Below are 13,273 nucleotides of genomic sequence, written 5' to 3' on the forward strand. Positions count from 1 at the left end.
CCATGTCAATCGAGTTCTCGAAGAAGCTTGGCCGCACCGAAACACCGATTCCAGGCGTCATCCTCTACGACATTCCGGTCCACGGCGACAATCGCGGCTGGTTCAAAGAGAACTGGCAACGAGAAAAGATGCTGTCCTTGGGCCTCCCGGACTTCAAGCCTGTTCAGAACAACATCTCGTTCAACGAAAAGGCTGGTACAACACGTGGCATCCACGCTGAACCCTGGGATAAGTTCGTATCGGTCGCCAGTGGCAAGATATTTGGTGCTTGGGTCGATCTTAGATTAGGCCCAACGTTCGGGGCCGCCTTCACCGCAACCCTCGATGCAAGCCAGGCAATCTTCATTCCCCGAGGCGTCGGAAATGCCTTCCAAACATTGGAAGACAACACGGCCTATACCTATCTCGTCAATGACCACTGGAGCGCTTCGGCTCAAGACCAGTACACATTCCTGAATTTGGCTGACGAGACGATAGCCATCGACTGGCCGATTCCGCTTTCCCAAGCTGAGCTCTCTGAGAAGGACAAGGCCCACCCGAGACTCCGTGACGTAGATGCAATGGCTCCTAAGAGGACCCTGGTGCTCGGCGCGAACGGTCAGCTCGGCAAGGCGCTTCGTGAGGAGTTCAAGGCCGACGCCTCTATAGAGTTTGCGGGTCGCGCCGAATTCGACCTTAACTCCGTGGACTCATTTGAATCACGTGACTGGAAGTCCTACGCCACCATCATTAATGCAGCGGCGTATACCGCCGTGGACACCGCCGAAACCCTTGAAGGCCGAAGAGCCGCTTGGCAAACGAACGTCTCCGCCGTAGCAAGGCTCGCAAAGCTAGCCATCCAACATGATCTAACGCTAGTGAATGTCTCCTCTGACTATGTCTTCGACGGTGTCCAGGAAACACATTCAGAGGAAGAACCGTTTTCTCCGCTCGGCGTATACGGTCAAACCAAAGCCGCCGGAGACGCCGTAGTCAGCGTCGTGCCCAAGCACTACACCCTCCGCACAAGCTGGGTAATTGGTGACGGCAGCAACTTCGTCCGCACCATGGCTCTCCTCGCGGAGCGGGGAGTTGAGCCCGCAGTTGTGGATGATCAGATCGGGCGGCTTACATTTGCAGAAGATATCGCTTCCGCCATCCGTCACTTATTGGAAACACGCGCCAGCTACGGAACGTACAACCTCAGCAACGATGGCGAGCCGCATTCATGGGCGAAAATCGCCGCAAGCGTGTACGACATCGTCGGTGAGTCGCCGCATAAAGTATCGGGGGTAACGACAGAAGAGTATTTCCGCGGTAAGCTCGCTGCTCCCAGGCCGCCTGTTAGCACTCTCACCCTCGACAAGATTAGCCGTGCCGGATACAGTCCAGGACTGGCAAGCGTAAGGCTGAACCAGTACTTGTCGGGTGCAGATTCGTAAGATCCTCGCTTATCCGCCGGTGGCTACGCGTCCTGCCTCCTTCGTTTCATCGAAAAGTGCAAGCAACGTGAAGCGAGCACTATCGCCTTACCTCCTCACTGAACGACAATACGCGGTTAGAACCGCGATGGCCGTCAGGGGCGTTACTGTTTTCGTCGCCGGCGAAGTCGAGCCTCAGACTCCTTGTAGTCCAGTCCGCCGGTCCGCGCTAGCGCCATCGCGAAATGAAATGGGAGCTTCTTGCAAGATTCGTGCCATTAGGCCGAGAGGAACAAACTCCTTACCGCCGTCGCGGCGCCCCTCAAGATCGGAAACGAAGAGAGCAGACCAACGAATACTTTCTTGGGGCAGACACATCCGTTACGCGACAACTAAATTGGAAACATGTGGCGGGTACAATGACAACGACCATGCATCCTGAGACGCCAGTGGCGTGCGACGTTTGCCAACTTGGAAATCAACACGGGGGAAACCGGTTTGGACCTACGCGACTACCTGCGCCTCCTACGCCGCAACTGGATATTGATCGTCGCTGCAGCGCTGACTGGCCTCCTAATCGGTGGTGCCGCATCGGTTCTTTCGAAGCCCATGTATTCAGCAGACACTCAGTTATTTGTTGCTATCCAGAGTTCGGGCTCGGTGCTAGAACTCCAGCAGGGAAACACGTTCAGTCAGGCCCGTGTGCAGTCTTACGTGAAGACCGTGAGCTCGCCTATCGTTCTGCAGCCGGCAATCGACGCACTGGGTTTGGACGTTAGCCCTGAAGATTTGGCACCGCGGGTCAAGGCCAGCACTGAAGTAAACACGGTACTTATCAATATCTCCGTTTCCGATCACTCTCCGGTACAGGCTGCAGCGATTGCACAGGCCGTAGCAAACAGCCTCATCGAGGTTGTGGACTCACTCGAGAAGCCAAAAACAGGCGGAACTTCGCCCGTAGGGCTGTCAGTGATCAAACCTGCGAAGGCACCGTCGGCGCCTTCCGCTCCAAATACTCGTATGAACCTAATTGTCGGATTCCTAGTCGGGCTTGCCCTTGGCATTGGTCTGGCCGTGCTCCGGACTACCTTGGACAACCGCATACGCGGAGAGGCAGACCTCCGCAACGTCACGGACGCGCCTCTGCTGGGCGGTATAGCTTTCGATCAAGACGCTGCCAAGAAGCCTCTTTTGACACAGACGGCGCCTCAAAGTCCCCGAGCCGAGTCTTTCCGACAGCTTAGAACGAACCTTCAATTTGCCAATGTGGCCGGACACGGGAAATCAGTCCTCATCACGTCCTCGCTCCCCGGCGAAGGGAAGAGTACTACCGCAACCAATCTGGCGATAGCCTTGGCTCAGGCTGGACAATCAGTTTGCCTTGTCGACGCAGATCTTCGACGGCCCATGGTGAATGAATATTTGGGACTCGACCGCAACGCGGGTCTCACCACCGCCCTGGTCGGATCGGCAGATGTCGACGAACTGCTCCAGCCATGGGGAACGGACAGTCTTTACGTGCTCACATCGGGACAAGTCCCGCCGAATCCAAGTGAGTTGCTGGGGTCAGACGAGATGAAGCAACTGATCACACGACTGGAGGGGGCATTCGACTCTGTCGTAATAGATGCTCCCCCCCTCCTTCCCGTCACTGACGCAGCAGTCCTATCGCAGCACGTGGGCGGAGTCGTGGTAGTCGCCGGAACTCAGAAGGTTCGAACCCAAGACCTTGAGAAGTCATTGGGAGCGCTATCGATGGTGGGATCAAACGTCCTGGGAATCGTCCTCAACCAGTTGCCGGTTAAGGGAGCCGATGCATACTCCTACACTTATTACAGCCACGACGACCTCCATTTGACGAGTGCACGATCCGCTGACTGGCGACCAATCTCACATGACACCTCCCCCGCAGGTGAACGCGGCGAACGTTCAAAAATTGCGTCACCGCCCGCTCGGTCACGATCACGCATGGTCTCCGCCGAACGTCACGACCAAAGCTAGGTCGTCCTAGTGAGCTCTGCGGCCCACAGTTCGCATGATTTGCCTAAGCACAACAAACGGATGCGGTCGAGAAATCGTTTCTGCGCCGTGGAGGAAACCTACGAATGACTGCCATGCGTCGCTCTTGGATCGGCTCGGCCTTCGCCGGCATCTATCCGAAGATTCCGTTCCGTTCGCATCTCCTCAAGAGAGTGGTGGCGGCCGAGGGCGGAGACATGTACTCGCTTACATTGCGCGATATCTTGGAGCAATACCACGGGATACGAGTAGGTAATTACAGCTACGGTTCGCTGCTAACAGTTGGCCATTGTGACAGAAACACCGAGATCGGGGATTATGTCTCAATTGGCCCCAACGTGCGCAGATTCGGAGCCGCTCACCCTCTGCATCATGCGGCACTTCATCCTCTGTTCTACAACCCAGCGTTAGGCCTTGCCAGAGCAGATCAGGATGTAACCCGCGAGTCATGTTGGATCGGTCATGATGCGTGGATCGGGGCTAATGTGACACTCCTCCCTGGTTGCAGGCGTATTGGCATAGGAGCTGTCGTGGGCGCAGGATCCGTCCTTACTCGCGACGTACCAGACTTCGCGGTCGTTGCTGGCAACCCTGGAAAGCCGATCAAAGCAAGCCGGTTCTCGCCGGAGATCGAAGCACTGATAATCGACAGCCAATTCTGGACTCACCCCCCCGAGAGGGCGATGCAGGTCATTACTGGACTTAACGAGCGATTGGATCCCCGTGAGAATGCCTTCTGATATCGCGGCCGTAGTTGTCCACTACAAAAGCCATGAAACACTGAACCTAACGATCGAGAATCTTAGTCAATTCTTCGAACCCAACAGACTATTTATTATCGATAACTCCTCGTCGCTTTATGACAGCCCTTTACACCGCCTAGCAACAATCCTGGATGACGGACAAAATCGCGGATATGCCGGAGGCGTAAATCGCGGTTTCCAGCACGTCGCCTCGATACCTTCGATCACCGAGGTCTTGGTGTGCACCCACGAGACAATATTCCGCAAGGGTGCTGTGGACCTCCTGCTTGAAACTGCATCCCGATACCCGGACGGGCACATTGTGGCTCCTAAGCTCGTTACGAAAGCGGCGAGCGGAGGTGAGACGATATGGTCGAACGGGGGAACATTTTCCTTCCCCTTAAACTATCCGAAGCACGACACTTTGAAATCAAGGAGAGGGATTCGTAGGGTTCAGTGGGTTGACGGCGCAGCCTTCATTATGAGTACGTCAACTTGGCGCCTGGTGGGTGGCGTACCTGAGGAATTTTTCATGTATATGGAGGACGTAGCACTTGGTCTGAAATGTCGGGCTTCCGGAATTCCAGTGCTGGTGAATCTTGACGCAGTTGTCGAACAAACCGCCAATGGACCGAGCCGAAGTCTAGCAATTCGTAATCGCGTGATCCTTGCAGAACGTTATATGGGCACCTGGCGCCGTCATGTTGTCATGGCTGACATTTCAGTCCGCAGCAAACTCATGGCACTGCATCCGAGCGACGGCGTGCAATCAAAGTCCCGAGAAAGCATCGCGGCTGTTGCCGCTGCCAAATCATGGATCAAGGACGGCTTTCGGGAGTCCCAAATGCTTGGCGATACAAAAATGAACGAGGGACACCTGTGAGCTCTTCAGGTCTTAGTTCTGTATGCGTGAGTTTTGAGTATGTGGCGCCGCAAATAAGCTTGCAACAACAGACAATTGCGCAGAGCGACGTTTGGGTTCCCAATGCTCGGCGTCCTTCGACTTTCGGCGGTTATCGGGACCATGCGGACGCTCCATGAGTGAAGTACTACTGTATGCGGCGGTGGGGGTAGCAGGAATCTGGATCGTCTGCGTCTGGCTCCGCGGGTGGCTCTTCACTTCGTGTATTCTCTGCACTACCACGCTCATTTACGCCGCTGGATATGCGCAGACCCAGGCTCCAGTTCGTGTTGCCCTCCTGTCATTCCTAGTCTTGGGCGTGGTGGCACTATTCTGCGAAAACACCCTGAACGTTAGTCGCCGGGCCAAGTTCATTTGCATTGGATGCGTTGCAGTATGCGGGGTTATTTTTGTGACTGGGCAAGTGCTTCTGGACGGTTCCGCGAGCGACCCCCTATTTCGATATACACTCCTGTATCCGCTGGCCGCTTTGGCGGGCTTTCTCATATCAGGGTCAGACAAACAGATAACTGTAGCGCGAACATATGTAAGCGTTAGTCTTCTCATGGGGCTGCTAGCAATTTTTGAGCGACTGACAGCCAATTTCCTGGTCGCGGGCACTTACGAAAATGCTGACCGGCTGGTTCGAGATGGCTCCATTCGAAGTATCGTTTTTGCCGAACATCCCCTCGTACTTTCCGTCTTGCTGGTGTGCGCTATGCCCTTCGTAAGTCAGGCTCTCCCTTGGCACTGGCTTCGCTTCGCTGCCTACGTCGTCATTGTTGCGAGTGTCCTATCTACCAATAGTCGGGGAGCGCTCGTCCTGCTTGCTACTTGGGCACTTCTTCGGATCACAGTTCGATTCAGTGCCCTCCGAACTGGATTTACACGAGTTCTCAAAGTGACGGTGGGCCTTGGAGCCGCTGTTGCGTTTTATGCACTCCTGCTGGGCAGTGGTTCTGAACAATTAGAAAGCTCCACGGCTGTCGATGCCAGTGCCGAATACCGCTCCACCCTCTACTCATTCGCAGTTCGATCTCTGTTCGAACAACCTTTCGGATGGGGAATATCGGGTCTGCCCGAAGGAACCTATCTTGCAGCTAGTCTATTTGGCCCTCTTGACGTAGCAAAAACCGTCGACTCTGAACTCGCGCTCACGGTGTTCGACTTCGGCTGGATCGGGCTAGTCACTTTCTTGGCCCTGGGTTTTGGGTTGGTTCAACCTCAAAGGCTAGCGTCCACCTACGGTCAAGCCGCCTTTCTCGTAACCGCTTCGGGGCTCTACCTTGCCCTTCATGCTTGGGTCGGCCTGGGCACGCTTTGGTGGCTACTCATCGGACTCACATTCGGCGCCCAGCATACTAAGTCACCGTCAGGACGTCTTGTTCAGATCCACTCAAAGAAACTCCAAACGCGATCGCTCTGACGGTACACCGTTGCTCCTCGAAGCCTGATTATCGTTCACGCCAAAACAGATGGCGGATCGATAGCCAAGACACGCAGAACATCTTCGGCCCAGCTACGAGATAAACGTAGATGCCTGCGGTCACGAGAAACATGACTGCAAGAACAACCAGGCCTGTGGCGGTGTTCACCACGACCCCGCACAACCCAGAAGCCGTAGCTCCGACCAGCAGCGCGATCGGAAACCACGAGTCACTACCCGATACGGCAAAATGCTGAAGGATTGGAGTTAACCCGGCCAAACCGATTGCAACCATACAGGCCGGAAGCAACCACTCAAGTGAAGCAATGAAGGACGGCCCAAATAGTATCGGAACTAAAATAAACGCAGCTAAACCTCCCGCGGCCGACAGGGGAAGGCTCACGACTATACAAACCTGCCACAAAATGCGCGTACGCTCCCTTATCCGGACAAGCGGTGCGATGGCATACGAATGTTGAATCATGGTCTGAAAGACTTGGTATGCGATTTGGGGAATAAGCGCTGTTACAGCGTACAAGCCGACGACTTGGACACTTGCTTGAGTCATGATCAAGATGCTGTCCGCGCGAATGACGAGAGCCTCGGTAACCTGGGCGCGCCATGCTCTCCAGGCGCGCCGCACGAGTGACCCAAACCGCTCATGCGCCAACCCTTCTGGCGGTGTCCTCTTGAGCAATTCAGCACGGGGTACAACAATCAGGATCATCTGCACAGCGAGTGATGCAGCATTTAGTCCGATGACTAGCCAGAGGGTCAAAACTCCTGCGACAAATGCTCCAACTATTCCCAGGCATATCGTGGCTGACGCAGCCAGATTCGCAGTTCCGAACTGTCTAGTGTATCCAGACACGATTAGGATGTTTGCGTCGACACTCTTGCTTGCACTCATGCCGGCCAGAGTGAATAGAACCGCCGTAGCGATCAATTCCTCCGACCCTAGGCCAAGGCCTAGTCCCAACCCAACACCAACTACCAAGGCGGCCGTCACGGAAAAACCCGAGATTCTGCGGCCGCGCTTACTCCACTCGTGCATAGTTCCAGGATTAGCGGCAACATCGTGACGCGCGAGGAGGCCGAGCCCCAAGGCCCCCACCAGCCCCACGAAGACAGAAATCAACAAGACAATAGCGAGTTCACCCCGGGCTGCGGGGCCGAGGCTTCGTGCCGTAAGTGGAGCTGTTACCAAGCCAGCCAAAACCGGCGCCACATTCCCAGCTAGATGTAAGACCGCCCTCATCGGCGGCTAATTCGGTTGCCGCCCACGACACTCCTACTGCGCACGGTACTTTTCCATCCAAGATCTACGGAACGAGCCGTAGAAATAACGTAGGGTCTTTAGTGGATCCTGTATACCCAATCGCATCAAACCAAAGCCGCTGTAATTAGGAACTGCCCATCCTGCGGCCTTACGTCCTGCGATCCTGCCCCATAACGTCGCTCGCCGATCTACTTGAAGGGGTTGGATAGCACTAATCTGCCTCAGCTCCAGGGGTTCCGCTACGATTACCCCCGCTGCAATTCCAGCAAGTATGGCATCATGTCCACGACGCGTTCTTGCGAGCAATGCGCTGACGCCGCTGCTATCTGTAAAAATCGGGTAGCCCTTAGTATCCGTTTTCCAAAAGTCTCCGGCTACAATATCGGCGCTCTCTCCCACACCATCTGGGCAAATCTTGCAACGCCACTGCATTGAAGGACCAAGCGTTTCCCCCCAAGACTTGTCGTAAGTAGCCGCCGCTGTGAGGCCCTCGTTAGTCTCGACAAAGAACTCTCCCGGCCAGCCATGGCCACGATAGCGCAAGGTTCTTAAAGGAGCGCCTTCGGGAATGCCCATTTCACGAAGCAGGCGTTCTGTGGCGAATTGGCTAGGCACGCCGGCACAGAAGAAGGACATTAGGAGAGGCCGTTCGCGCTGACCCCTGCCATCCATGATTCGAAGTAGAGCAGAAGCCTCGCAAGGTTTCCCAACTACCACGGACGATGGGGATAAGGCTTGTTCCTTACTTGCTATGGACACAGGTGCGTAGCGGGATCCGGATTGTCGCAGTAGATCGTTCCCGTTCCTGAGCTCCACGGCTACAGTCCGCTCGGGCGCCGCTGGGTCCGCAGCCGCTCCAATGACCTGTGCCGCCATTCCGGTTTCAACCATCCAGGTCGCCAATGCAGTGAGTACTCCTCCGCTGCTGCCGCGATATCGCGCCTGGTCGTTCGCAGCCCACGCTTGCCAACTGGAGATTGTCCTCCCAAGAGAGGGCTCGAACTGCATGTCGGCGTCTGGAAGGGGCTTTGCAGGACGCCGCACCGTTAGCCCCGGACATGAATGCTTCAGCTCTGAGACCGGATTCGGTGCTACCGATCGAAGCGGCAGCAGACGGCGAGGGCGGTTGAACCCTGAGTCGTCAAGCTCCATGGATGTGCCTCTATCGATCAGAGCACAAGCACCGCACCCAGAACAGTTTCCACTCTGCACGACAGATCCAACGACTCGGTCGAATTCCTCTTGAGGCGTAGCCACGACTAAACCTGAACTTGATCGGCCAGATGCGAAGCTGCATTCTCAAGACGCGAATTGGCATTATCTCGCACTTGTTTGGCTTCAGCGAGGAGTCGATCATCGCTGATAAGTGCCAACACCCTATCGGCAATCGCAGAGTCACTGTTAAGCTCGATTGTGTATGGCCAGCCTATATCAGCCAAGAGTGGTGCAAACTTTCTGGAATAAGCCAGTGGAATAGCAGGCTTACCAAGCGAAAGCGCATTAAGGCAAGCATGCATTCGCGCACCTATGACAATGTTTGAACCAGAAATAAATGAACGCACTTCACTCAATTCCTTCGGAATGAAGACTTCAACTGCATCGCCGAACTCAGCAATTAGCGGCCGTATTGCTTGTAAGTCATTATCAACCGAAGGATTGTCGATGACGTGCGCCATAAGAGTCACTCGGCGGTTCGCTGCCAAGCAGCCTTGGATTACCTGTCGCGTGAGTTCCTGGTAGGCCGCGCTCGAACCGTGGGTATCCGTACTCCACAGCAACCCCGAAACGTTCAGCACAACGTCACTCGTGGCCTCCGACGATTCGGGAGGCGTGGGAAGTGAAAAGACTACGTCAGTGGCCAAGCAGTCCACGTCTCTACCAAGCTCAGCAGCGAAGGTCGCACTAGTACTGTCACGAGCCATCACGGTGCGAGCGTCGCGCAGGGTTCGCTTCGCAGCGGCCCGTCCGAGGAAAGACTTGAAGGGTCCGATAGTTTGGGGACCCAGTACAACGGGGACTCCAGCACGTTTTGCCACATGTCGCGTGTAGTACATGATTGCAAGCCGCTTAAGTCCGTAGATGTCCGTGAAACTGTCGCCCGCCCCCGTATCAATCACCGCGTCATACATTGACATCCGGCGCGATAGTGCTCTACTTCCCGTTAGCAGGCCCCGCAATACGATCTTTCCGGATAATTGCGTCCCTAAAGGGCCAAACTCAAAGCTCTGAAAATCGACCGTTGAATCATTTCCCCATGCACGTCGGGCCAGCGCCGCCGCGCCGTCACCCAAGACACGAACGCCGAGATTGCTGGACTCTCCATTCGCCCATAGGACTAAAACTCGTGCGCCCATTTGTAACCTGCTTCCCTCGCTGTCAGTTTCGAACTTGGCCGCTATTGAAATGGCATGTGAAAATCAAGAACATAGCCTAATTCACGATTCCTTTCACCAATTACCACCGCGGGTACTCCGGCAACAATAGCAAAGGGTGGTACATTCTTAGTTACCACGGCGCCAGCGGCAACAACCGCACCTTCACCGATTACAACACTTGGGAGGATTGTCGCTCTGGTCGCTATGTACGCTCTGTCACCTATCTGAACGGGACCTCCTTTGGTGCCGAAGGACTCGCTCTGGGGATCATGCCCGACGGTAAATACTTGAACATGTCCACCAATATTTACGTTGTTGCCAATGGTCAAGCCAAGGCGACCATCAAAGAAACAATCATTCCCGACTATGGAATTGCTGCCGAGCTCAATTCCCTGGGGAGCGAAAAAAACTAAACGCCAGTGAACGGAAGTTTTTTCACCAATACGCACGCCGAATACTCGCTTGTACATTAAGAGACGAAAAGCATGGACAGGAACCCGACCGACCAAGAAGCCAAGCCACAGCTTGAAGCCTTGTAAATACAACCGCATAAAATACTCGCCTAGTTATAGTTTGCCTGCGGAAACAAGCATTTGTCGTACAGTATCGGTAAATGCCATTTGACTAAACTGATTCTCAAATTCATCCCGCGGGGGAGATGGGGGAAATATCGTGGGATTTACAAATAGATTCTCTAATCCCGAAATGTAAGGCGCCCACTCAGGAGCAAAGCCAGATGACACGTGCGGAGTCCCAAATATAGGAACTCCATAGGCCATTGCCTCAACGGCTTTTGCTTTGATTCCGCCACCGTGGTCAATGGGAACGATCGCAGCATCGATGCTGTTGTAAAAGTCTGAAAGCGACGCAACATGCCCGACCACTGTCGCAGGGACATTCCACTGCTTGACAACTTCCGAACCAAATCCTGCAACTACTATCTCGACCTGGTGGTCCAAGATATTAGAATTAAACTTCGTAAAGAATGAACGCAAGGACATAACATTAGGCGGATATGCAAAGTTTCCAATGAATCCTACCCGAGTCCTGCCAGCGGAGGGGTATTTCCTAGCCAATGTTGGGGCACTTATCGGTGTAGGAATCCAGTAGTTGAGACCATCCATACCGGCACCCATGGAAGACCTATCATCGAAGCCAGCAAACGTATTTGCCATCGGTAGGCGCACCAACGTGCGTTGCCGTGAAGACCAGAAATTGCTTTGGATAAGGCCACCAGGTCTGGACACAAAACTAGACTGCCCCATTGTGCGCGCATTTACACTCCACAGGTCCATCCAGTCGAACACCAAGGATGACAGGGGGAGGGTTCGTGCCGCAGATCTGAATACTGACGGAACGGTAATGACGTTCAGTTCTGCTGAGGTTAGCCCATCAAGACGCGTCTCAAGGGGCATTGGAACGAGAGCCTTCTTTAGGCTTCTGAGATAGCTCAGATTCTGAACACCAGAACCAACAGATCGAAGGCGGTGTATGGTGGTTTCAAAGCCGAGCTCGTTGAGTGCCTTATACCAAGCGATAGCCCGGAGCCCACCACCGTCTTCGGGCATTTCATCCAGACCGTACCAATAAACGAGGTTCGCTTTGGGAGTGCTGACCAATTTATCCATCCCTCACAATTTCATTCCAAAGGTTTCGGAACCTGGCCTGATACGACTCAATGGAGAATCGTTCCTCGAAGTCTTTCCTGGCTTGCCGGCCTAGAGCAATCGCTTTTTCCCTGTTTACCCCGGCCAAGATATCGTGCAGTTGGGCAGTGTTTCCCATCTCAAAGAGCCGTCCGTTTGCACCGTCAACGACGATATCCAGAACACCGCCAGCTCGGCTTGCAATCACTGGGCGGCCGCGCGCGAATGATTCCAATAGTACAAGACCGAATGGCTCAGGCTTATCCGACGGCAACACGAGGAAGTCGACCTTATCGAGGTAGTCGCTTATGCCACTTACTTCACCGACGACTGATATCGATGCAGAATGGCGGAGACCGCCAGCAATTCCGCGTACGTCCACGCCGTTCCCCATTGACGGAGGTCCACCCAAGATGATTAAGTCACCAGGAGGGTTAGTCGCGGTGTCCCATGCACTGAGAAGTGACGCATGGCCTTTCCAAGAGTTCCAGCGGCTCGCAACAAGGAAGCGCAGCGGGCCGTTCAATGATTCATGCGGAACCATCGGTGCACTCGTTTCGCGGTGAGCATTTGTGAGAAGGCTTGATCGCATCTTCAGTGGCTCTGGAAGAGACGCTCTGGCGGCAGTTGAAATGCATAGAATATTGTCTGCAAATCTAGCGGCTAGGCCCAATAGCCAAGCTTCCTTTGGGGTCCATATCTCCTGAAGGTGAAGTACGGTCTTCTTCACACCTGCAAGTTTCGCCAAGGGTAAGCAAAAGACCATCGCGGACGTCGTGCAGTAAACAAGCTCGGGTTTTGACCTTCTCAATGCCCGGAATGTCCTCCAGGTTCGCCCCATGAGCGGAAAGATACCCCGCAGCGTAAGATACCGCCGCCGTAGGACTGGCAGAGCTTCGATGCCATTCTGAATCGCCAAGAGGTCCAGCTCAGCGGTTAGTTTTCTGTCTGATCCGGGCAGATCATCCGGGAGCCAGACCTCGGAATGAACTCGATCCCTCTCAGGCAACGATTGCAGAACTTCGAGCAATATCTTGTCTGCACCATACATTTCATTTGAGGAGTGCAGAAATATATACGATCCAGTACTGTCGGCTTCGTTTTTCAACGTGACCTCAACACCTTGGCTGGAACGCCGGCAACGACCGCGTTTGCGGGCACGTCGCGGGTGACGACGCTACCGGCAGCTATAACAGCTCCTGGGCCCACTGTCACACCGGCCATGATCGTTACGCCACTTCCGACCCAGGTATCGTCACCAATGGTAAGGAACTCGCGCACGACGCCTTGAGACTTGATTGTCCGCGAAAGGTCTTTGAATTCGTGATTCTCCGAAAATAGCTTCACGCCAGGTCCAAGCATTACATCATTTCCAATGCGAATCTCACCTGAACATCCGATGAAGCAGCCGGCTCCAAAACTCGAACGGTCACCGACCCACAACCCAAAGCCGACTTCTCCTCCGTAGTAACTTGAAGGTCGAA

At 54.5% G+C, this 13,273-nt stretch carries 11 protein-coding genes; 5 read left to right on the top strand and 6 right to left on the bottom strand.

Annotated elements, in window-relative coordinates; translation table 11 throughout:
• The first annotated feature begins 2 nt into the window (after positions 1–2).
• The 5 genes from LDN75_RS19040 (at position 3) to LDN75_RS19060 (ending at position 6,489) form a co-directional block, all read left to right on the top strand.
• Complete coding sequence (locus LDN75_RS19040) at positions 3–1,421, top strand: bifunctional dTDP-4-dehydrorhamnose 3,5-epimerase family protein/NAD(P)-dependent oxidoreductase (RefSeq protein ID WP_223934261.1); 1,419 nt, start codon at positions 3–5, stop codon at positions 1,419–1,421.
• Between the two features lie 477 nt (positions 1,422–1,898).
• Positions 1,899–3,401, top strand: a complete 1,503-nt coding sequence (locus LDN75_RS19045; protein WP_223937634.1) for a polysaccharide biosynthesis tyrosine autokinase — start codon at positions 1,899–1,901, stop codon at positions 3,399–3,401.
• Positions 3,402–3,505: 104 nt separating this feature from the next.
• Positions 3,506–4,159, top strand: a complete 654-nt coding sequence (locus LDN75_RS19050) for a CatB-related O-acetyltransferase (protein WP_223934262.1) — start codon at positions 3,506–3,508, stop codon at positions 4,157–4,159.
• Positions 4,149–5,045 (top strand): glycosyltransferase family 2 protein, encoded by an 897-nt coding sequence (locus LDN75_RS19055; RefSeq protein ID WP_223934263.1) that lies wholly within the window; start codon positions 4,149–4,151, stop codon positions 5,043–5,045. Before LDN75_RS19050 ends, LDN75_RS19055 begins: the two co-directional genes overlap by 11 nt.
• 583 nt (positions 5,046–5,628) lie before the next feature.
• Positions 5,629–6,489, top strand: coding sequence for a hypothetical protein (locus LDN75_RS19060; RefSeq protein ID WP_223934264.1), 861 nt, complete (start codon positions 5,629–5,631; stop codon positions 6,487–6,489).
• Positions 6,490–6,517: 28 nt separating this feature from the next.
• Here the strand turns inward: LDN75_RS19060 and LDN75_RS19065 are convergent, their stop codons facing one another.
• From LDN75_RS19065 to LDN75_RS19095, 6 genes are all read right to left on the bottom strand, one after another.
• Entirely contained in the window at positions 6,518–7,267 is a 750-nt protein-coding gene (locus LDN75_RS19065) for a hypothetical protein (RefSeq protein WP_223934265.1), read from the bottom strand.
• A 1,760-nt stretch (positions 7,268–9,027) separates the two neighbouring features.
• Complete coding sequence (locus LDN75_RS19075) at positions 9,028–10,122, bottom strand: polysaccharide pyruvyl transferase family protein (protein WP_223934267.1); 1,095 nt, start codon at positions 10,120–10,122, stop codon at positions 9,028–9,030.
• A 41-nt stretch (positions 10,123–10,163) separates the two neighbouring features.
• Complete coding sequence (locus tag LDN75_RS19080) at positions 10,164–10,592, bottom strand: acyltransferase (RefSeq protein ID WP_223934268.1); 429 nt, start codon at positions 10,590–10,592, stop codon at positions 10,164–10,166.
• A 117-nt stretch (positions 10,593–10,709) separates the two neighbouring features.
• Entirely contained in the window at positions 10,710–11,762 is a 1,053-nt protein-coding gene (locus LDN75_RS19085; RefSeq protein ID WP_223934269.1) for a glycosyltransferase family 4 protein, read from the bottom strand.
• Between the two features lies 1 nt (position 11,763).
• A complete protein-coding gene (locus LDN75_RS19090; protein WP_223934270.1) occupies positions 11,764–12,897 on the bottom strand; it encodes a glycosyltransferase family 4 protein in 1,134 nt (377 codons plus the stop codon).
• Positions 12,894–13,070, bottom strand: a complete 177-nt coding sequence (locus tag LDN75_RS19095) for a DapH/DapD/GlmU-related protein (RefSeq protein ID WP_275959791.1) — start codon at positions 13,068–13,070, stop codon at positions 12,894–12,896. The genes LDN75_RS19090 and LDN75_RS19095 overlap by 4 nt, the downstream gene beginning before the upstream one ends.
• Positions 13,071–13,273 lie beyond the last annotated feature (203 nt).

The sequence above is a fragment of the Arthrobacter sp. StoSoilB5 genome (assembly GCF_019977235.1).
Lineage (GTDB): Bacteria > Actinomycetota > Actinomycetes > Actinomycetales > Micrococcaceae > Arthrobacter.